This window comes from Sphingomonas sp. PAMC26645, assembly GCF_004795835.1.
In the GTDB taxonomy this organism is placed as follows: domain Bacteria; phylum Pseudomonadota; class Alphaproteobacteria; order Sphingomonadales; family Sphingomonadaceae; genus Sphingomonas.
Window position 1 is genome coordinate 1,417,802 of record NZ_CP039249.1, and the last position, 19,249, is coordinate 1,437,050.

21 protein-coding genes and 1 tRNA gene are annotated in these 19,249 nt (G+C 62.9%); 11 read left to right on the forward strand and 11 right to left on the reverse strand.

The features are described 5' to 3' along the window. Positions 1–96: 96 nt before the first annotated feature. Positions 97–1,515 (forward strand): hypothetical protein, encoded by a 1,419-nt coding sequence (locus E5673_RS06595; protein WP_136189392.1) that lies wholly within the window; start codon positions 97–99, stop codon positions 1,513–1,515. Positions 1,516–1,979: 464 nt separating this feature from the next. Here the strand turns inward: E5673_RS06595 and rplL are convergent, their stop codons facing one another. The 7 genes from rplL to E5673_RS06630 all read right to left on the reverse strand — a co-directional run bounded on the left by rplL (position 1,980) and on the right by E5673_RS06630 (position 6,706). After that, the gene (gene rplL, locus E5673_RS06600) at positions 1,980–2,354 is read right to left on the reverse strand and encodes a 50S ribosomal protein L7/L12 (RefSeq protein ID WP_056047577.1); all 375 of its coding nucleotides are present in this window, start codon (positions 2,352–2,354) and stop codon (positions 1,980–1,982) included. A 64-nt stretch (positions 2,355–2,418) separates the two neighbouring features. Further along, entirely contained in the window at positions 2,419–2,934 is a 516-nt protein-coding gene (gene rplJ, locus E5673_RS06605; protein ID WP_055879768.1) for a 50S ribosomal protein L10, read from the reverse strand. A 277-nt stretch (positions 2,935–3,211) separates the two neighbouring features. Next, positions 3,212–3,568, reverse strand: coding sequence for a GFA family protein (locus E5673_RS06610; protein WP_136189393.1), 357 nt, complete (start codon positions 3,566–3,568; stop codon positions 3,212–3,214). 322 nt (positions 3,569–3,890) lie between these two features. Further along, complete coding sequence (rplA, locus tag E5673_RS06615; protein ID WP_136189394.1) at positions 3,891–4,583, reverse strand: 50S ribosomal protein L1; 693 nt, start codon at positions 4,581–4,583, stop codon at positions 3,891–3,893. 4 nt (positions 4,584–4,587) lie between these two features. Continuing rightward, a complete protein-coding gene (rplK, locus tag E5673_RS06620) occupies positions 4,588–5,019 on the reverse strand; it encodes a 50S ribosomal protein L11 (protein WP_056047586.1) in 432 nt (143 codons plus the stop codon). Positions 5,020–5,190: 171 nt separating this feature from the next. Next, complete coding sequence (locus E5673_RS06625) at positions 5,191–5,475, reverse strand: hypothetical protein (RefSeq protein WP_056060523.1); 285 nt, start codon at positions 5,473–5,475, stop codon at positions 5,191–5,193. Next, positions 5,465–6,706, reverse strand: a complete 1,242-nt coding sequence (locus E5673_RS06630) for an EAL domain-containing protein (protein ID WP_136189395.1) — start codon at positions 6,704–6,706, stop codon at positions 5,465–5,467. Before E5673_RS06630 ends, E5673_RS06625 begins: the two co-directional genes overlap by 11 nt. A 562-nt stretch (positions 6,707–7,268) precedes the next feature. On the opposite strand from E5673_RS06630, the gene E5673_RS06635 reads away from it, so the two are divergent. From E5673_RS06635 to E5673_RS06645, 3 genes are read left to right on the forward strand one after another with little or no spacing between them, the layout of a single operon-like run. After that, positions 7,269–8,033 (forward strand): hypothetical protein, encoded by a 765-nt coding sequence (locus E5673_RS06635; protein WP_247599666.1) that lies wholly within the window; start codon positions 7,269–7,271, stop codon positions 8,031–8,033. A 1-nt stretch (position 8,034) separates the two neighbouring features. Continuing rightward, positions 8,035–9,192, forward strand: coding sequence for a M48 family metallopeptidase (locus E5673_RS06640; protein ID WP_136189396.1), 1,158 nt, complete (start codon positions 8,035–8,037; stop codon positions 9,190–9,192). An 11-nt stretch (positions 9,193–9,203) separates the two neighbouring features. Next, on the forward strand, positions 9,204–9,797 hold the full coding sequence (locus E5673_RS06645) for a hypothetical protein (RefSeq protein WP_136189397.1): 594 nt from the start codon (positions 9,204–9,206) through the stop codon (positions 9,795–9,797). A gap of 262 nt (positions 9,798–10,059) precedes the next feature. Here E5673_RS06645 and nusG read toward each other — a convergent pair whose 3' ends face one another. The 3 genes from nusG to E5673_RS06660 all read right to left on the reverse strand — a co-directional run bounded on the left by nusG (position 10,060) and on the right by E5673_RS06660 (position 11,457). Further along, positions 10,060–10,596, reverse strand: a complete 537-nt coding sequence (gene nusG / locus E5673_RS06650; RefSeq protein WP_055872668.1) for a transcription termination/antitermination protein NusG — start codon at positions 10,594–10,596, stop codon at positions 10,060–10,062. Positions 10,597–10,609: 13 nt separating this feature from the next. Then, a complete protein-coding gene (gene secE / locus E5673_RS06655; protein WP_056047594.1) occupies positions 10,610–10,807 on the reverse strand; it encodes a preprotein translocase subunit SecE in 198 nt (65 codons plus the stop codon). Positions 10,808–11,380: 573 nt separating this feature from the next. After that, a tRNA-Trp gene (locus E5673_RS06660) sits at positions 11,381–11,457 on the reverse strand. A 181-nt stretch (positions 11,458–11,638) separates the two neighbouring features. Between E5673_RS06660 and E5673_RS06665 the strand changes: the two genes are divergently transcribed. From E5673_RS06665 to E5673_RS06690, 6 genes are all read left to right on the forward strand, one after another. Beyond that, positions 11,639–12,637 carry an alpha/beta hydrolase gene (locus E5673_RS06665; protein ID WP_247599613.1) on the forward strand — a complete coding sequence of 333 codons (999 nt, stop codon included), beginning with the start codon at positions 11,639–11,641 and terminating at the stop codon, positions 12,635–12,637. A 413-nt stretch (positions 12,638–13,050) separates the two neighbouring features. Beyond that, positions 13,051–13,422, forward strand: coding sequence for a 30S ribosomal protein S12 (rpsL, locus tag E5673_RS06670; protein ID WP_010164594.1), 372 nt, complete (start codon positions 13,051–13,053; stop codon positions 13,420–13,422). 134 nt (positions 13,423–13,556) lie between these two features. Further along, complete coding sequence (rpsG, locus tag E5673_RS06675; protein WP_031393769.1) at positions 13,557–14,027, forward strand: 30S ribosomal protein S7; 471 nt, start codon at positions 13,557–13,559, stop codon at positions 14,025–14,027. A 147-nt stretch (positions 14,028–14,174) separates the two neighbouring features. Beyond that, on the forward strand, positions 14,175–16,271 hold the full coding sequence (gene fusA, locus E5673_RS06680; protein WP_133031704.1) for an elongation factor G: 2,097 nt from the start codon (positions 14,175–14,177) through the stop codon (positions 16,269–16,271). Between the two features lie 213 nt (positions 16,272–16,484). Continuing rightward, positions 16,485–17,678: an elongation factor Tu gene (gene tuf, locus E5673_RS06685; protein WP_132741515.1), complete on the forward strand. Its 1,194-nt coding sequence runs from the start codon at positions 16,485–16,487 to the stop codon at positions 17,676–17,678. 161 nt (positions 17,679–17,839) lie between these two features. Further along, complete coding sequence (locus tag E5673_RS06690; RefSeq protein ID WP_136189398.1) at positions 17,840–18,226, forward strand: hypothetical protein; 387 nt, start codon at positions 17,840–17,842, stop codon at positions 18,224–18,226. Between the two features lie 88 nt (positions 18,227–18,314). Here the strand turns inward: E5673_RS06690 and E5673_RS06695 are convergent, their stop codons facing one another. Next, positions 18,315–18,689 carry an endonuclease domain-containing protein gene (locus E5673_RS06695; protein ID WP_136189399.1) on the reverse strand — a complete coding sequence of 125 codons (375 nt, stop codon included), beginning with the start codon at positions 18,687–18,689 and terminating at the stop codon, positions 18,315–18,317. A gap of 211 nt (positions 18,690–18,900) precedes the next feature. Between E5673_RS06695 and rpsJ the strand changes: the two genes are divergently transcribed. Further along, positions 18,901–19,209, forward strand: a complete 309-nt coding sequence (gene rpsJ / locus E5673_RS06700; RefSeq protein WP_007406109.1) for a 30S ribosomal protein S10 — start codon at positions 18,901–18,903, stop codon at positions 19,207–19,209. Positions 19,210–19,249: the final 40 nt, after the last annotated feature.

The window sequence follows — 19,249 nt, forward strand, 5'->3', positions numbered from 1 at the left end:
GCAGCCGCAACTCGTCGCATCACGGGTTGCCGTCGGGCCACGTTCAGCCTCCCCCGCCCACAACGCCGCGACGACCGCGCGCAGGGGATTTCGACGATGACGACCGACCGCGGAGCGCTGGCCGCTCTGCTCGCCACCATGACCGTCCTGGCCGCCACAGCGACCCCGGCGGCCGCGCAAACCGAGCCGGCCGCACCCGTGCGCGGCCTGGAGCGCCTCCAGACCCCCGGCACGCAGGCGAACCCCGACGCGACCACGATACCGGTGCCCGCCGCGCCGACGATCGTCCTGCCGAACACCACGCCCACCCCCCGTCGTACTCCCCGCTCGACCGCTGCGGCAAAGCCCGCCACGGATCGCGCGACCACGCAACGTGCAGGCGTCGAGCGCCCGACGACCGAAGCGCCTACGCGAGGACCGGCAGCCATCCGAACAACGCCGGAATCCACGACCCGACCACGTGCTTCGGACGACGAGCCAACACGTCCGCCGACATCGGCCGAACCGGCGCCCGTCGCCACGCCCACGTCCGACCCCACTCTCCAATCGTCGCCATCGCAGACCCCGACCACCGAAGTGGCGCCGCAACCCACCGCGTCGCAGCCCACCGCGTCGGTGCCAGCAACGACGCCATCCCCAACCCCGGAATCCACGCTCTCGACGCCGGAAAAGGGCAGCGCGATGCCGCTGTGGCTCTCGCTGACAGCGATCGTCGTGGTGCTCGGCGCGCTGTGGGCGCTCCGCCGCAAGCCGCGCAGCCACCGGTACGAGAGCGTCGAACCCGAAGCCTATGTCGAGCCGACTCCGCCGCCCGTTGCGGCGAAGCCGGTCGTCGCCCAGCCTATTGCCCCCCAGCCAGTCGCCCCCAGGCCGGTCGTCTCCGAACCGGCCGAAACCCCGGCGGCTGTCACCGCTGCCACGGCGTCTGCGGTCGCACCCGTTGCTGCGGTGCCAATGGCCGCGCCCAAATTTCTCGAGCCTAGGGGCAAGGCGCCACCTACGCCGCCAGTCGCCGCGCGTGCCCGGCTGACCTGCGAACTGCGCCCATTGCGCGCTGGTCTCAACCTGTTGAGCGCCACCGTCGAGTGCGAACTCGTCGTAACCAACACGGGCACCGCATCGGCCGAAGCGATCCGCACCGGCGTCGCGTTGCTCACCGCGCACGCCGATCAGGATCAGGATCTTGCGCAGTTCAACGCGGCGCCCGTCGTGCGGCCCGTCGCCCCGCCGTTCGCGCTGGCGCCGGGCGAAACGCGAACCATCCGCACCGTCACGGCGATCGCCCGCGAGGCGATCCGGACGATGACTGCTGCCAACCGGCCGATGTTCGTGCCGGTCGTCGCGACCAACATCCTGTACGTGACGGCTGGCGACGAGGCGCAGGCAGCGCGCGCGTGGGTGGTCGGCATCGAGCGCGTAGATTCCGCCAAGCTCGCGCCGTTCTGGCTCGATGCACCGGCGCGGATGTACACGACGGTTGCCGCGCGGCCGCATGCGGTGACGTTCGATCGGTAGGTGGGGGGGCTCGCGCGGCGTGCTGACCTTCGACACCCGGTCATGTCCTTGCTTCGAGCGGTAACACCGGGCGTACACGTAAAACTTGTTTCCCCGCGAAGGCGGGGACCCAGACTGGGCTCCCGCCTTCGCGGGAGAACAATGCCGCGGTTGCGGCGGAGGCTGGACAGCGCAGCTATGCCGCAGAAGGCTGACTGCTTTGGTCCGACGCCCATCACTACACGCGCGAGTGGTCGCGGAACCTTGGATGCGCATCGGAACCGGCGTGAAGCGAGCCCTGCTGGAATGAGCAACGCGATATTCCCGCACAACAAAAAAGGGCGACCCCATTGCTGGGGCCGCCCTTTTTCTTAGCTGCGGCCAGCAGGGGCAAAGCCCCTGCTTCGTCGGTCGGCATAAATGCCGCCGGCCGGCCTTGCTGGAGTGCGATTTAGGCTACGCTAAATCGTCTCTCCAGCTGCGGCTTACTTAACCTCGACCGTGGCGCCAGCTGCTTCGAGCTGAGCCTTGATCTTGGCTGCCTCGTCCTTCGACACGCCTTCCTTGACGGCCTTGGGAGCCGACTCGACCAGCGTCTTTGCTTCGGTCAGGCCGAGCGCGGTGATCGCACGGACTTCCTTGATGACGTTGATCTTCTTGCCACCGTCGCCGGTCAGGATGACGTCGAATTCGGTCTGCTCTTCTGCTGCAGGAGCAGCGGCGCCGCCGCCTGCTGCCGGTGCTGCGACCGCTGCTGCGGCCGAAACGCCCCACTTCTCTTCGAGCAGCTTCGAAAGCTCAGCTGCTTCGAGAACGGTCAGTTCGCTCAGGCTCTCAACGAGCGCGTTCAGGTCTGCCATGATAAATCTCCATCTCGGGGCTCATGCCCCATCAGTTCAAAAAGGTAACGAAAGGCCTGCAAGATCAGGCGGCTTCCTTCTCCGCGTAGGCGGAAAGCACGCGCGCGAGCTGCGCTGCCGGAGCCTGCGTGATCGTTGCCAGCTTCGTGGCAGGTGCCACGATGAGGCCAACGATCTTGGCACGCAGTTCGTCCAGCGAGGGCAGCGTTGCGAGCGCCTTCACACCGTCGACGTCGAGGGTCGTCGCGCCCATCGCCCCACCCACGATTTCGAACTTGTCGTTCGTCTTCGCGAATTCCACGACCACCTTGGCGGCCGCGACGGGATCGATGGAGCTGGCCAGACCGACCGGACCCGTGAGCATGTCGCCCAGCGAGCTGTAGTCGGTGCCGTCCATTGCGATCTTGGCAAGCTTGTTCTTCGAGACCTTGTAGGTCGCGCCGGCGTCGCGCATCTTGTTCCGCAGCACAGTGGACTGTGCGACGGTCAGGCCGAGGTTGCGCGTGACAACGACGACGCCGACCTCGGAAAAGGTGCGGTTCAGCTCGGCTACGGCCGCGGTCTTTTGATCACGATCCATGCCATTCTCCACGTTTTACGAGTTCACCGCTTACGCAGTGGACCCGGTTACTAACCGGAGGCGCAGACAAACCCGCGCTTCCGGGTGTCTCGTCGATGGGGCATGGGAGAGGGCAGGCGCACGAGGCGCTCCGCAAAATCTCATTCCCCGTCTAGGTGGGAGATTAAGCACCGGCAAACCCGCTGCACCCACTGTCTCGGACGGAGTTCGACGAGCAAGCCCGCCGAACGAAGCCGCGCCTTAGCGGAATTGGCGGCGGAGTCAATTGCGGAGAGTGTCAGGCGTCGAGGTATTGCCTGGTATCTGCGCCATCGAGCTGGCGTATGCGGGCCGCCGCCAGGATGTCGGGCAGCAACAGGCGGGCGTTGACGCCGATCCGGTCGATCGCCGGGTCGACCTTCGTCCAGTGCGTTACGCATCCGCATTCGCTGCAGCGATGGAAGCGCAATGTCTTGGCACCCCAACTGTAGACGTCGATCGGAACGGATGCCGTGACGCGCACGTCACTTGCCCGGTAATACGCCCACAGGACTCCGTAGCTGCGACAGATCGAGCAGTTGCAGTCGGCTACCCATTCAGGCGGTAGGTCGATGGCCAGCGTTACCGCGCCACAGTGGCAGGAGGCTTCGATCATGCGTCATGACGTGGACCATAATGGCGCGCGGTTCACGTTTTTTCCCACGACCCCGTCATCCTGACGAAAGTCAGGATCCAGAGCCAGAGGGGCGACGTCCGTAACCCTGGATCCTGACTTTCGTCAGGATGACGGAGTGGGGTAGGGGCGATCTTCGCCGAACGACCGGTATCGCCAACACGCAAAAAGGGCCGGGATCGTTCCCGGCCCTTCTTAACTGTAGCGGTAGGACGGGAGTAAATCCCGTCCACGTCGGTCGCGGTTGCCCGCGCCGGCCGGGCGCTCGCCGTCTCGTGGCTAGCTTGCGCTAGCCACGTGCGACTTACGCGCCAGCAACCTCGGCCGTGTCGACCTTGATGCCTGCACCCATGGTCGACGAGATCGCGACCTTCTGGACGTACTTGCCCTTGGCGCCGGTCGGCTTGGCCTTGACCACTGCGTCGACCAGTGCGTCGAAGTTCGCGCGCAGGTCTTCTGCCGGGAACGACGCCTTGCCGATGCCCGAATGGATGATGCCGGCCTTCTCGACGCGGTATTCGATCTGGCCGCCCTTGGCTGCCTGAACGGCGGCTGCGACGTTCATCGTCACCGTGCCGAGCTTCGGGTTCGGCATCAGGCCCTTCGGACCCAGCACCTTACCGAGGCGACCGACGATGCCCATCATGTCCGGGGTCGCGATGCAGCGATCGAAATCGATCGTGCCACCCTGGATGATTTCCATCAGGTCTTCGGCGCCGACCACGTCTGCGCCTGCTGCGAGCGCTTCTTCAGCCTTCGCGCCGCGGGCGAACACGCCGACGCGGACGGTCTTGCCGGTGCCCTTAGGCAGCGTCACCACGCCGCGGACCATCTGGTCTGCGTGACGCGGATCGACGCCCAGGTTCAGCGCGACTTCGATCGTCTCGTCGAACTTCGACGTGGCGCCCGACCGTGCGAGACCGATGGCCTCGTCGATGCCGTGCAGCTTGACGAGGTCGACCGTGACGGCCTTCTGCTTCTTGCTCAGCTTAGCCATGATCTCAGCCCTCCACCACTTCGAGGCCCATTGCGCGGGCGCTGCCTTCGATGATCTTCGTCGCAGCGTCGATATCGTTGGCGTTGAGGTCCTTCATCTTCGTCGTGGCGATCTCGCTCAGCTGGCTGCGCTTGATCGTGCCGGCGACGACCTTGCCGGGCTCCTTCGAACCCGACTTGAGACCAGCGGCCTCCTTGATCAGGTACGAGGCTGGCGGGGTCTTCGTCTCGAACGAGAACGAGCGATCCGCATAGACCGTGATGACGGTCGGGATCGGCATGCCCTTCTTCAGTTCGCTCGTGCCGGCGTTGAACGCCTTGCAGAACTCCATGATGTTCACGCCGCGCTGACCCAGCGCAGGTCCGATCGGCGGCGCGGGCTTTGCCTCGCCTGCAGGGACCTGCAGCTTGATGTATCCGGTAATCTTTTTAGCCATGTCACTCTCTTTATGTGAGCCTAGCGGTGATGGCGGCCGTCTCGCGACAGCCTCCCGCAAATTCCATCAATGAAGGTGGAAGCCGGCGCGCATAGCCGAAAACGCGGGGCGCGGCAACCGGCGTTCGCGTCGTCGCGCGCGGGCCTGGGAGGCTGCGCGATCGACCGCGGTTTATTCGAAGACGTCGACTGGCCAGGCGATCTGCTTGGCTGCGGCGTAACAGGCCGACCGCGTGGCGTATCCATCGGAATAGCTGATCAGCCCGCCAGCTTCGTGGAACAACAACCAGGCCCAGGCACCCGCGAGCACGAGGGGTGGCGAAAGGTCGAGCCCCTCGACCTCGCGGAGTTCGAGCCGCATCGAGGGCCGCTCACCTTCGACCGGGTTCGTGGCGACGGGCTCAGCCTCGTCGAGCGTCCGGCCTATGAAGCGGCCGAACCTGTTGTCAGGCACCATGACGGGGTACGATCGATTCAATCGGCACGGGTTTCCCCCAGTAAAAGCCTTGCCCACAGTCGGCACCGAGCGATTTCGCCAGGACGAGATCGTCGGCGGTCTCGATGCCCTCGATCACGGTTCCGATCGACCGGCTTCGGCAATAATCGATGATTTCCTTCAGCAGCGACGGCGGGAACTCGCCCTTGCGGCACTTCTGGAAGATCTTCCGGTCGATCTTGACCTCGGACACCGGGAGGTCGGAAATGCGATCGAAGTTGGTCGCGCCCTTGCCGAAATCGTCGAGCGAGATGGGTATTCCCATCGTTCCAAGCTCCCGCATGTTTTCCAGCAGGCGACCGTCGAGTCCTGAATAACTGATCTCGGTGAGTTCGATCCCGAGCATGCCGGGGGCGACGTTGTGGCGTCGCAGCAGGATCGGCATCGCGGCGAGGAAATCCGGATGCGCGAGCACGGCGGCGCTGCAGTTCACCGCGATAGGCACTGGCCTGCCCTCGACCTCCAGCGCCGCGAGCAGGCGGGCAGCCGCTTCCACTGCAAGCGACGTCGCGGCGACCTCCAGCGAGAGGATCGTCGACGGGGCGAAGATGTGCTCGGGGTTGAGCGACGGCCGATTGCGCAACCGCGTGAGTGTTTCGTAGCCGGCGATGCCGTCGTCGTGCAGGCTGCGTTTCTCATGGAATTCATGCGTGAGATTGGGCAGCAACCGGCCTTGCTGGATCAGCCATGACAGGAAATGACGGTCGCCGGTGTCGCCGTCATGCGGTTGTCGGGCGATATGAGCCAGGCGGTCGACAATGTCCTGCGCGCTATAGGGCGCATCGAGCCAGTCGACGTGATCGATCCCGGACTGTTCCGCCAGGGCGATCGCATCCCGGAAATGCACGCTGGGCCGCAACAGCGTTAGTGTCCCGGAAAACTGTTCTTTGTCCAACAAGGCGATGAACGCATGACGATTGCCGATCGAGGCCTCAGGGTTGATCACAATCAGGTCTGGTTGAAACACCAGCCCGGCGCGTTCTTCGCTGGCCAAGCCGATCCACGCGGTTTTGTGGCCCATCTCTTCGAGTTCACGACGAACACCGTTGGCGGCTGCATTCTCAAGGTCGAGGAACAAGATACGATGACCGGCGTCTTTTGAATCCGGGGACGGGCGAGCCGTCGCAATCCCTGAACGCAAGTGATCGCCATGCTCGAGCGATTTCTTTAAGGCCGTGGTCGTCAGGGGCATCAGTCATTTCCTGTAGGCGGATCGCTGAATACGGTTGCATGCGTGTCGAGCTGGTCATGGGGTACATAGAGTTTACCGATAACGCCGGACGTCATATTCGTTTGGCGTATTGGTAACTACGCAACGTCTTGTACGCGGATGTCCTACAAATGTTAGCGCAATATAACTAGTTATGGTTAACCAAACGTAAAATAAATATGGTATCGTTTCGGGTGTAGGAGGTATGCAGGTCAACCCGATGATAATGAACAAATCTATGCCATTTCGACCAATAGTTATTGCGCCTCGCGAGTGAAATATATTTTGATTCGCCGAATGATATTGCGGCGCAAGTAAAGGTATCGATCCGGTACTCTTCTTCGAAGCGACATATATGGCTGGTAGGCGAACATTTTTATCCGCCCGAGTAAACAGGTCGAGCCGGCCATGATGCACAGAGCAAGAGTTTGGCCCTTGGAGGTCGGAAAGCACTCGTTTTGAACTAAATAATTCTCGGACGATGGGCTGCTCCGGCTCTAATATGCCCTGGATCGGATGGGGGCATCCGGGAACAGGGGTGGGTATGATCATTTTGTGCCGTGCGACGCTGGTCGCGCTGATGCTTGCGGTTACGGCGATCGCGCCCGCGTATGCGCAGGAGAAGACTGGGCTGAAGCCTGGTTTCGTCCTGGCGCCCGGTACGGCGCGGATCGTGTTGATGCGGCCGTCGATCCGGGTCGGCGCGCAGTCGACTGGCGGGATGTACGAGCCGAACGCCGACTGGACGGATCAGGCGAAGGAGAACATCGCCACCGCGCTCGCCAAGGCCCAGACCGGTCTCGGCAACAGCGTCGTCGGGTATGTCGAGCCGGTCGGTGCGGGTTCGGCGAAGGTCGCGGAATATCAGGAATTGTTCGGGGCGGTCGCGTCGTCGGTGATCGAGTATCAGTTCTTCAAGGGCAATCGCCTGCCTACCAAGAAGCGCAAGGACCAGTTCGAATGGGGGCTTGGCCCCGACGTCCGCACGCTGCCTGGGCTCGATAAAGCGGACTACGCGCTGTTCATCACGACGGAGGATCATTTCGGTTCGACCGGCCGAAAGATGCTGCAAGTCTTTGCGGCGATGGCACGCGTTCCGATCACCGCGGGCGTCCACAAGGGCTTTGCCGGGCTTGTCGATCTTCGCACCGGTGAACTCGTCTGGCTGAACGCCGACATGCAGATGGGCGGGGATGTCCGCGACGCGGAGGGCGCCGACAAGCGCGTGAGGCAGTTGCTGGAAGGCTTTCCGGGGAAACCGATCGAGGCTCCGATCGCCGCCGCGCCCGCCATCGCTTCGGCGCACTGACATGCGGATCCCCGTGGTCGGCCTTCTGCTAGCGACCGCGATCGGTACGTCTGCTGTCGCCGCCGACAAGCGCCCGCCGCTTCCGACCTATATGCAGGCCTACACCCCGACGACGGTCGACGAGCGCGGGATATGGATGGAGGCGGACGAACGCGAGCGGGTGCAGCGCGACTCCCGGTCGCTGGTCAAGGATCCGGCGCTCAATGCCTATGTCCGCGGCGTGCTGTGCCGGACCGTCGGCGAGGACCGGTGTCGATCGGTCCGGCTCTATATCGACGAGGTGCCGGCGTTCAACGCATACATGACACCCAATGGCGCGATGGTCGTCTGGACCGGACTGTTGCTTCGTGTCCGGAGCGAAGCCGAGCTGGGGGCGATCCTCGGCCACGAGTTCGGCCATTTCGAGCTTCGGCATTCGCTCAAGGACTTCAAGAGCCACCGCACCGGCACCGACGTTATGGCGTGGGCGTCGATCCTCATCCGCAACAGTGCCAACATCCAATACTCCGTGGTGGGCCAGATGTACGCCTTCAGCCGCGACCAGGAACGCGAGGCCGACATGACGGGCTTCCAGTATCTCGCACGTTCGCAATACCCGTCATCGGCCGCCGCGGACGTCTGGGAGCACGTCATGGGCGAAGCCGATGCGACCGCGATCGGTCGCAGGGGCAGGGCGCAACACAAATACGTCGCCGGTGTCTTCGCCACGCATCCGACCGATCTCGCGCGCGCCACGTATCTGCGCGCCGCGTCGATCGAGGCGCACGACGTCAAGCGTGCGGTCGTCGACACGCATCAGGCGGCGATGGCGAAATGGCTGCCGGTCTTCCTCAACGACCAGATCAAGCTCAACGACTTCGGCGGCAGCGAGTATCTGCTCGCCAATCTGGCGGACGGTACCGGATGGTCGACACCGTTGCTGTGTGCCCGCGGCGACCTGTACCGCGAGCGCGGCAATCCGCGCGACCTCGTCAGCGCAGCGCAATTCTACCAGGAGGCGATCGGCAAGGGCGACGCGCCGCCCGAGGCGTATCGCGGCCTCGGGCTGGCGTTGCTCCGCAGCCAGCAGGTTGCCGAAGGCCAGGCCGCGCTCGCGACGTATCTCCGTCTCAAGCCGGCCGCGACCGACGCCACGCTCATCGCCACGCTGATTTCGTAAGGAGGACGACCATGTCCAAGAAACTCGCCCTGCTCGCCGCGGTCGCAACGCTCTCGCTCGCAGCCCCCGTCGCGGCCGGCAACAAGCTCATCTCCGCCGGCCAGCGCACCGCGGTCGCCAAATCGGCGATGACGGTGCAGCCGGGCACGGAATGGAACAAGCTGTCCGAGCGCCCCGGTCGCAATGCCGAAACCTGGACGCAGGACGGCGACGAACTGAATGATCTGAGCTTCTATGGCGGCATCGAGTCCGGCCGGCCGCTGTTCCGCGAGGTCGACAAGAAGAACAAGCCGTTGCCGAAGGTCTCGGCGACGATGCTGATCACCGACATCCCGGTGCTACTCGAAAACAGCTACCGCATCGCGCGCGACGCATCGTCGATGGCGATCGACACGATCGCGCCGATCCAGTTCGCCGGCAGCAAGGGCGTGCGCTTCACCTACACCTTCTCGAAACAGAACGAGACGTTGCAGCGGCGTGGCGAAGCACGTGGGGCGGTGATCGGTGGGAAGCTGTATCTGGTGACGTACGAGGCGCCGAGCTTGTACTACTACGACCGTAGCGCGGCTGCTGCTCGGGTGGTGGCCGATAGCGTTCGGTTTTGAGGACGGGCTCGGTTGGCAGTTATCCCGACCGGACATTGGCACGGTCTAGGGCGATCACTACGGCTGCGTTGTTCTCCCGCGAAGGCGGGAGCCCAGTCTGGATCCCCGCCTTCGCGGGGAAACAAGCCTTATGTGTCGACACGAACTAAACGGTAACGCGACGCGGGATTAAATCCCGCGTCGTCGGCCGGGCCGTTGGCCCGCCGGCCGGGCTGGCGACGTCTCGCGAGCAGCCCTTGGGCTAATCGCGTGCGGCTTGGCCTTACTTGCTTCTTTCGACCTGCTCGAACTCGAGCTCCACAGGCGTCGCACGCCCGAAGATCGACACCGAAACCTTGACGCGGCTGCGGTCGAAGTCGAGTTCTTCGACGAGACCGTTGAAGGTCGCGAACGGGCCGTCGAGGACCTTGACCTGATCGCCGATCTCGTAGTCAACCTTGACCTTCTGCTTGGGCGCAGCGGCGGCTTCTTCCTTGCTGTTGAGCATACGCGTGGCTTCCGCCTCGCTGATCGCCTGCGGCTTGCCCATGCTGCCGAGGAAGCCGGTGACCTTCGGCGTGTTCTTCACCAGGTGATACACGTCGTCGTTCATGTTCAGCTTGGCGAGCACGTAGCCCGGCATGAACTTGCGCTCGACCGCGATCTTCTTGCCGCGACGGGCTTCGGTGGTGGTTTCGGTCGGGACTTCGATCTGCTCGACGAGCTGTTCGAGACCCATCCGGGTCGCCTCGGCCATGATCGAGTCGCGGACCTTGCCCTCGAAGCCCGAATAGGCGTGAATGATGTACCAGCGCGCCATGACGGAACCTTGCTTACTGAGCGAGTTTGAGGAGGGCGGAGACGATCGCTTGCAGGATCGAGTCGACGCCCAGGAAGAACAGCGCGAGGATCGTCGTCATGATCACCACCATCACGCCGGTCATGACCGTCTCGCGACGCGTCGGCCACGTGACCTTCGCGGTCTCGTTGCGGACCTGCTGGATGAATTCGAGGGGGGACGTCTTCGCCACGATGTTCTTCGAACCCGCTGATTGAGAAACTGAGATGCGAGGCATAGACCCACTAGCCGCTCCCTGTGAAGGGGCGCGGCGGCAGGTCCGTCCTCGCTGTCGGAAGCGCGGCAGATAGCTGCCGTCACAGGTGAAAGCAAGTGCGCGGCAGGAGAGGCGCAGGGCGGCTGCCGGAAGAGAGGAGGGGGCGGGCAGACAAGTGGCGACCGGAGAAGTGGCGTATGGGCCAGAGAAGTGGCGGGGGAGAGCGCTTGGGTCACTCGATCCCCCGCACGATCGTCTTGCCGGTGCCGGTTTGACCGGCGGCTCCGCTCCCACGGTTTCTATTTATCGTTCGGCTTGACGACGGCACCCGAGGTGTACGCCGAACGCGGACGAAAAAAAAGGCCGGTACAAGACCGGCCGTGAAAGTTTTTAGGAGAGGATGCCTGAAAGGCCTGATCGTTGTGCATCGCAGCACATCATAGATCAATTGCGAAAATTGCATTATGAAATGCAATTTCTGCAATCGTGATGGACGCGCTAAAGCGGCGAGCGCAATCCCCGCGATTTTTGCCAAGAATTTAAAGGGGGTGGCAGGAGTGCTCGGATTCGAACCGAGGGCCTTCGGTTTTGGAGACCGACGCTCTAACCAACTGAGCTACACTCCTACACGGACGCGCCCCTTACCCAGCGTTTTCGCGAAGGGCAAGCGTCTCGCGTGCAATTCGTCCCGCGAGCATCTCTAGCGATCATCGTAAGGATGATGCGTTGCGCGATGTGTGATTTGCTCGTTAACCTTAAAGCCGTCTCGTTGGATGTGGGAAGCGTAATACTATGAGGGCGGGATTGATGATGCTGGCGCTGCCGGTCGCGGCGTTGCTCATGGGGGCGGGGCCAGTTCCGCAGGTGCCGGACCTCGGGCCGCAGCTCGAACGCTTCACCTATCCGTGGCCCGTTCAGACGATGGAAGTCGATATCGTCGGCACGTCGGCGCAAATGGCGTTCATGGATATCGCGCCACAGCGACCCAATGGCCGCACGGTCGTCCTGCTCCATGGCAAGAATTTCTGCGGCGCGACCTGGGGCAGCACCGCACGGGCGCTGAGCGAGGTCGGCTACCGGGTGATCGTCCCCGACCAGATCGGCTTCTGCAAATCGTCCAAGCCCCGCGCGGCACAGTATAGCTTCGAGATGCTGGCGACGTTCACCAAGCGGCTGCTCGAGTCGCGTGGCATCACGAGGGCCACGTTCGTCGGGCATTCGATGGGCGGCATGCTCGCGATGCGGTACGCCATCCTCTATCCGGCGTCGGTCGAGAAGCTGGTGCTCGTCAATCCGCTCGGCCTGAAGGATCGCGGCGAGGAGGGCGTGCCCTATACCGACGTCGACACGCTGTGGGCGAACGAGAAGAAGACGAGCTACGCGTCGATCAAGGCGTATCAGCTCGAGAACTATTATCACGGTGTGTGGAAGCCATCCTATGATCGTTGGGTCTGGATGCAGGCGGGCATGTACCAAGGGGCAGGGCGCGACACCGTGGCGCTCGCGCAGGCCAAGACGAGCGAGATGATCAAGACGCAATCGGTCGCGCATGAGCTGTACCGGATCACGCCGTCGACTACCTTGATCGTCGGGACGCTGGACAAGACCGCGTTCGGCCGGGCGCAGGCGCCGGCGAACTTGCGCAAGTTCCTCGAGCCGGTGCCGAAGGTGGCGCCGCGCGCGGTGAAGCAGATGCCGAATGCGAATCTGGTGATGCTCGAGGGGTTGGGTCACTCGCCGCAGGTCGAGGACCCCGCGCGATTCGAGAAGACGCTGCTGGCGGTGCTCGGGACGCGTTCGCGGTAGAGGAGGTGCTGCGATCCTCCCCCGCCAGGGGGAGGTGGCTGGCTCTTGCCAGACGGAGGGGGAGGAAAGGGCAGTAGTCGTTGCGTGTTCCTCCCCCTCCGTCACCTTCGGTGCCACCTCCCCCTTGCGGGGGAGGATTAGTAAGGGCCATCGACGGTGTCAGGTCGGCGTTCGTGTCCACCCGAACTCAATAACCTACCCGCACCCAAACCGATTCCGCCCCGTTGACCCGGACCCCGTCCTGACCTATAGGCGCGGCCTGTTCTTCGGGAGTGTTTCCCGCCGGGCATGCTTGAACATTGCTGGATGCATTCCAGGACCTGAGGGGCGCTCCCGCGTTCCTATGGTTCTTTTTGTATTCTCAGGCGCCTCATGGCTCCAGCAAAGTAACCACTTGAAAGGTGAAGGCTTCAATGCCGACGATCAACCAGCTGGTCCGCAAGGGCCGCGATCCGCAGAAGGCCAAGTCGAAGGTCCCTGCGATGGAAGCAAATCCGCAGAAGCGTGGCGTTTGCACGCGCGTCTACACGACGACCCCGAAGAAGCCGAACTCGGCTCTGCGCAAGGTGGCCAAGGTTCGCCTGACCAACCAGCGCGAAGTCATCAGCTACATCCCGGGCGAGGGCCACAATCTTCAGGAGCATTCGGTTGTCCTGATCCGTGGCGGTCGTGTCCGCGATCTTCCCGGTGTTCGCTATCACGTCCTGCGCGGCGTGCTCGATACACAGGGTGTGAAGGACCGGCGTCAGTCGCGTTCCAAGTACGGCGCCAAGCGTCCGAAGTGATCATGCCGGGGGCATGATCATCCCGGAAAGATCTCTCTAGGCGATCTTATCCGGGATCCACGCCTCGGAAGTTACGAAGCTTAGTAAGCCCCGGACGTGTTCCGGAACCGGCTGAAGTCTACAAGGAAATTGAAATGGCACGTCGTCGTCGTCCCGAAAAGCGGGTCATCCTGCCTGATCCCAAGTTCGGGGATGAGGTTCTGTCGAAGTTCATGAACAGCGTCATGCTAGACGGCAAGAAGTCCGTCGCAGAGCTGATCGTGTACGGTGCATTCGAAACCGTCGAGAGCCGCGCCAAGCGCGATCCGATCGGCGTTTTCCACGATGCGCTGAACAACGTGAAGCCGGGCATCGAAGTCCGTTCGCGCCGCGTCGGTGGTGCAACGTACCAGGTGCCGGTCGAGGTTCGTCCCGAGCGTGCACAGGCGCTGGCGATTCGCTGGCTGATCGGTGCGGCGCGTTCGCGCAGCGAGAACACGATGGCCGCACGGCTGTCGGGTGAGCTGATGGATGCCGCCAACAACCGTGGCAACGCGGTCAAGAAGCGTGAAGATACGCACCGGATGGCGGAAGCCAACCGTGCATTCTCGCACTACCGCTGGTAACAGCGGGCTTCCTGCCGCTGGTAACAGCGGGCTTTGAAGCCTAGCATTGCTATCCGTGTGACGGGCGGTCTTTCGCCTGTCACGCAAACACCTATATATTGGGGAGCCGGCACGTTCGGCTCCCCATATCCTTAAGGAAGCACGATCATGGCCCGCAGCCATCCGCTCGACCGTTACCGCAACATCGGCATCATGGCGCACATCGACGCCGGTAAGACGACGACGACCGAGCGCATCCTCTATTACACCGGCAAGTCCTACAAGATCGGCGAAGTGCATGAAGGCACCGCGACGATGGATTGGATGGAGCAGGAGCAGGAGCGCGGGATCACGATCACGTCGGCTGCGACCACCTGCAAGTGGCGCGCCGAAGAAGGTAAGGGCGAAGAGCACCTTATCAACATCATCGATACGCCCGGCCACGTCGACTTCACGATCGAAGTCGAGCGTTCGCTCCGCGTGCTCGACGGTGCAGTGGCATGCTTCGACGGCGTTGCCGGCGTCGAGCCGCAGTCCGAGACCGTGTGGCGTCAGGCCGACAAGTACGGCGTGCCGCGCATGTGCTTCGTCAACAAGCTCGATCGCACCGGTGCCGATTTCTACTTCTGCGTGAACTCGATCATCGATCGTCTCGGTGCGCGTCCGGCCGTGCTGTATCTTCCGATCGGCATGGAAGGCGGCTTCAAGGGCCTCGTCGATCTCGTCGAGAACCGCGCGATCATCTGGCTCGAAGAGAGTCTGGGTGCGAAGTTCGAATATGCCGAGATCCCTGAGGATCTGGTCGAGAAGGCCGCGAAGTATCGCAGCGAGCTGATCGAGATGGCCGTCGAGCAGGACGATGCCCTCATGGAGGCGTATCTCGAAGGTAACGAGCCGAGCGTCGCCGACCTCAAGAAGCTGATCCGCAAGGGTACGCTGAGCATGGCGTTCGTCCCCGTCGTTTGCGGTTCGGCGTTCAAGAACAAGGGCGTTCAGCCTTTGCTCGACGCAGTGGTCGACTATCTGCCTTCGCCGCTCGACGTTCCCGCGATTCAGGGCCTGAAGCTCGACGGCGTGACGCCGGACGAGCGTCCTTCGTCGGACGACGTTCCGTTCTCGGCGCTGGCGTTCAAGATTATGAACGATCCGTTCGTCGGTACGCTGACCTTCGCCCGCATCTACTCGGGCAAGCTGGAGACCGCATCGCAGGTCACCAACTCGGTCAAGGACAAGAAGGAAAAGGTCGGTCGCATGCTGCTTATGCATGCGAACAGCCGTGAGGACATCCAGGAGGCTTTCGCTGGCGACATTGTCGCTCTCGCGGGTCTCAAGGATACCACGACCGGTGACACGCTCTGCGCGATGAACGCACCGATCATTCTCGAGCGGATGGAATTCCCCGAGCCCGTGATCGAGCTTTCGGTGGAGCCGAAGACCAAGGCAGACCAGGAGAAGATGGGCGTCGCGCTCAATCGTCTCGCCCGCGAGGATCCTTCGTTCCGCGTGTCGTCGGACCCCGAGTCGGGCCAGACCATCATCAAGGGCATGGGCGAGCTCCATCTCGAGATCCTGGTCGATCGCATGAAGCGTGAGTTCAAGGTCGAGGCGAACGTCGGCGCTCCTCAGGTCGCATATCGCGAGTATCTGAAGAAGCCGGTCGACGTCGACTACACGCACAAGAAGCAGTCGGGTGGTACCGGTCAGTTCGGTCGCGTTAAGGTCAAGGTCACGCCGGGCGAGCGTGGTTCGGGCATCACGTTCAAGGACGAGATCAAGGGCGGCAACATTCCGAAGGAATATCTGCCTGCGATCGAGAAGGGCTTCCGCGAAACCGCTGCTTCGGGTTCGCTGGTCGGCTTCCCGATCATCGATTTCGAGATCGTGCTGTATGACGGCGCGTATCACGACGTCGACTCGTCGGCACTGGCGTTCGAAATCTGTGCACGTGGCGCGATGCGCGAAGTCGCACAGAAGTCGGGCATCACGCTGCTCGAGCCGGTCATGAAGGTCGAGGTCGTTACCCCGGAGGATTACCTGGGCGACGTCATCGGCGACATGAACAGCCGTCGTGGCCAGATCCAGGGCACCGACAGCCGCGGCAACGCGCAGACGGTCGAGGCGATGGTCCCGCTGGCGAACATGTTCGGCTACGTGAACTCGCTCCGCTCGTTCACGCAGGGTCGCGCGAACTACTCGATGCAGTTCTCGCACTATGACGAAGTGCCGCAGAACGTTGCTGACGAGGTGAAGGCTAAGCTGGCGTAAGCCCGAGGCGCACCGAGCCAGGTTTTTCTGGCTCGGAGACGCCGACGGGCCGGCCGGCTTCGGTCAGCGACCGAAGTTCGACGACGCGGAATTCACTTCCGCGTCGGCCTCTCCCCAAGCAGGGGCTGGCGCAACGCTTTAACAGCCGCTATTGGGCCGCGTTCGCGCGGTTCCCGGGGTGGCACCGGAATACGAATCAGAAGGTAGGAAACAATGGCCAAGGCAAAATTTGAGCGGAACAAGCCGCATCTCAACATCGGCACCATCGGTCACGTCGATCATGGCAAGACGTCGCTCACCGCTGCGATCACGAAGGTTCTGGCAGAGACGACCGGCGGTACCGCCGTCGACTTCGCCAACATCGACAAGGCTCCCGAGGAGCGCGAGCGCGGCATCACGATCTCGACCGCACACGTCGAGTACGAGACGGCCAACCGTCACTACGCGCACGTCGATTGCCCGGGCCACGCCGATTATGTGAAGAACATGATCACCGGCGCAGCCCAGATGGACGGCGCGATCCTCGTCGTTTCGGCGACCGATGGCCCGATGCCACAGACCCGTGAGCACATCCTGCTCGCACGCCAGGTCGGCGTGCCCGCCATGGTCGTGTTCATGAACAAGGTCGATCTGGTCGACGACGAGGAAATCCTCGAGCTGGTCGAGATGGAAATCCGCGAGCTGCTCAGCTCGTACGACTTCCCGGGCGACGACATCCCCGTCATCAAGGGTTCGGCTACCTGCGCACTGTCGGGTTCGAATCAGAAGCTCGGCGCCGACGCCGTCACCGAGCTGATGCAGGCTGTCGACGAGTACATCCCGCAGCCAGAGCGTCCGCTCGATAAGCCGTTCATGATGCCGATCGAGGACGTGTTCTCGATCTCGGGTCGTGGTACGGTCGTCACCGGCCGCGTCGAGACCGGCATCGTCAAGGTTGGCGAGGAAGTCGAGATCGTCGGCATCCACCCGACCGTCCGCAAGACCACGGTCACGGGCGTCGAGATGTTCCGCAAGCTGCTCGACCAAGGCCAGGCTGGCGATAACGTCGGCGCACTGATCCGCGGCGTTGCACGCGACGAAGTCGAGCGTGGCCAGGTGCTCTGCAAGCCAGGCACGATCAAGCCGCACACCGACTTCAACTCGGAAGTGTACGTGCTGTCGAAGGAAGAGGGTGGCCGTCACACGCCGTTCTTCGCCAACTACCGCCCGCAGTTCTACTTCCGTACGACGGACGTGACCGGCACCGTCGAGCTGCCTGAGGGCACCGAGATGGTCATGCCAGGCGACAACGTGTCGCTCGGCATCAAGCTGATCGCACCGATCGCCATGGACGTGGGCCAGCGCTTCACGATCCGCGAAGGCGGCCGTACCGTCGGTGCAGGCGTCGTCAGCCAGATCGACAAGTAAGCATCCTCTCCCTCAGGAGTTGATCGAAGAGCCCGGCTTCTCGCGAGAGAGGCCGGGCTTTTTCGTGTTTGATTAGGCGGGACGCAAAGTGGCTCGGCAGCGTGATCGACGTGGTCCGCTTCCGCCCAATGGCGGACATCCCCACTTTGGCATGAGGGCCTATGGCAACTCGCAAATCTTTATCGATCGCACTGGTGCTTGTCATCGTAGCTGCGTGGATCATCATTCTCTCGACTGATGAGTCACGATTGCCTGCAACCAGTGCAGATGGGATTTATTACAATCCCTGCTGTGGCGTTTTGGCCCTGCAAGGTGGGGAATTGCGGGGCGGGAACGAAGCTGTCTCCTATGTTATCGAGCGGGATAAGGGCGGCGTTTACGTCCTGCCAAAAGCCCTTGTAAGCGTCGCCAGCAACCGGCTCGATATCGATCGCAGTGCATATCCGCTCAAGTTACGACTTGATCGGGAGCGCGATCCGTCCAGCATTGAGGTGATGGATCGAAGCAACGCACCATCCTACACTTTCGTACGCCGTAACCTCCGCTAATTTCTCCAACCCGGCCATTCAGCTTCCAGCTCAATCCTCCCCCGCTAGGGGGAGGTGGCGCCGGAGGCGTCGGAGGGGGAGGGGGCGATTAGCTCTCGAAGATGGTTCGGCGTTGGAGTGCGATGGACGTGACCTGGCGAACGACGTCGTCGAGGTTTGCCAGCATTTCGCGGGCTGGGTAGCGGAGGACTTGGATGTTCTGGGCGACTAGCCAGGCGTCGCGCGTTGCGTCTCGTTCGGGGCGGTTGCCGTGGTTGTGGGCTTCGCCGTCGACTTCGACTGCGAGTCGGGCTGGGGCGCAGTAGAAGTCCAGGACGTACGGGCCTGCTGCATGTTGTCTTCGGAACCGTAGGCCTTCTTCGTTACCTCGGAGCGCCAGCCAGAGGGCGATCTCCGGTGGGGTCATCTGTTTTCGCAAGCGCTTGGCGTTGCTGTGGTCGTGTAGGGATCCTTCGAGCCGCATCGCTTTCCTCCCCCTCCGTCACGCTTCGCGTGCCACCTCCCCCTGGCGGGGGAGGATTGATGAGTAGCATCGCGGGCGGACGAACTGAGCCCGAAAACCCGCTCCCCCCGGTTGCATTTCGCCCGACTATCCCGTAATGGCCCGCCTTCGGTTTAAACATCAACCAGCAAGAGCCCGGAAACGGGCCCGCTCTTTCGCATCGGTAGGGACTATGGACAGCAATATCCGCATTCGTCTGAAGGCGTTCGATCACCGTGTGCTCGATCAGGCCACTGGCGACATCGCCGACACCGCACGCCGCACCGGCGCGCTCATCCGCGGTCCGATTCCCCTTCCGACGCGCATCGAAAAGTTCACCGTGAACCGCGGCCCGCACATCGACAAGAAGTCGCGCGAGCAGTTCGAGGTGCGCACGTACAAGCGTATGCTGGATATCGTCCAGCCGACGCCGCAGACGGTCGATGCGCTCATGAAGCTCGACCTCGCAGCAGGGGTGGACGTCGAGATCAAGCTGGCCTAAGGGCTGGCGCGGCGCGGTTGACCAGCAATGGTCCCGCGCC

Coding starts and splice junctions, on each gene's coding strand:
- E5673_RS06595 (WP_136189392.1), top strand. CDS start 97: ATGACGACCGACCGCGGAGCGCTGGCCGCTCTGCTCGCCACCATGACC.
- rplL (WP_056047577.1), bottom strand. CDS start 2,354: ATGGCAGACCTGAACGCGCTCGTTGAGAGCCTGAGCGAACTGACCGTT.
- rplJ (WP_055879768.1), bottom strand. CDS start 2,934: ATGGATCGTGATCAAAAGACCGCGGCCGTAGCCGAGCTGAACCGCACC.
- E5673_RS06610 (WP_136189393.1), bottom strand. CDS start 3,568: ATGATCGAAGCCTCCTGCCACTGTGGCGCGGTAACGCTGGCCATCGAC.
- rplA (WP_136189394.1), bottom strand. CDS start 4,583: ATGGCTAAGCTGAGCAAGAAGCAGAAGGCCGTCACGGTCGACCTCGTC.
- rplK (WP_056047586.1), bottom strand. CDS start 5,019: ATGGCTAAAAAGATTACCGGATACATCAAGCTGCAGGTCCCTGCAGGC.
- E5673_RS06625 (WP_056060523.1), bottom strand. CDS start 5,475: ATGGTGCCTGACAACAGGTTCGGCCGCTTCATAGGCCGGACGCTCGAC.
- E5673_RS06630 (WP_136189395.1), bottom strand. CDS start 6,706: ATGCCCCTGACGACCACGGCCTTAAAGAAATCGCTCGAGCATGGCGAT.
- E5673_RS06635 (WP_247599666.1), top strand. CDS start 7,269: ATGATCATTTTGTGCCGTGCGACGCTGGTCGCGCTGATGCTTGCGGTT.
- E5673_RS06640 (WP_136189396.1), top strand. CDS start 8,035: ATGCGGATCCCCGTGGTCGGCCTTCTGCTAGCGACCGCGATCGGTACG.
- E5673_RS06645 (WP_136189397.1), top strand. CDS start 9,204: ATGTCCAAGAAACTCGCCCTGCTCGCCGCGGTCGCAACGCTCTCGCTC.
- nusG (WP_055872668.1), bottom strand. CDS start 10,596: ATGGCGCGCTGGTACATCATTCACGCCTATTCGGGCTTCGAGGGCAAG.
- E5673_RS06665 (WP_247599613.1), top strand. CDS start 11,639: ATGATGCTGGCGCTGCCGGTCGCGGCGTTGCTCATGGGGGCGGGGCCA.
- rpsL (WP_010164594.1), top strand. CDS start 13,051: ATGCCGACGATCAACCAGCTGGTCCGCAAGGGCCGCGATCCGCAGAAG.
- rpsG (WP_031393769.1), top strand. CDS start 13,557: ATGGCACGTCGTCGTCGTCCCGAAAAGCGGGTCATCCTGCCTGATCCC.
- fusA (WP_133031704.1), top strand. CDS start 14,175: ATGGCCCGCAGCCATCCGCTCGACCGTTACCGCAACATCGGCATCATG.
- tuf (WP_132741515.1), top strand. CDS start 16,485: ATGGCCAAGGCAAAATTTGAGCGGAACAAGCCGCATCTCAACATCGGC.
- E5673_RS06690 (WP_136189398.1), top strand. CDS start 17,840: ATGGCAACTCGCAAATCTTTATCGATCGCACTGGTGCTTGTCATCGTA.
- E5673_RS06695 (WP_136189399.1), bottom strand. CDS start 18,689: ATGCGGCTCGAAGGATCCCTACACGACCACAGCAACGCCAAGCGCTTG.
- rpsJ (WP_007406109.1), top strand. CDS start 18,901: ATGGACAGCAATATCCGCATTCGTCTGAAGGCGTTCGATCACCGTGTG.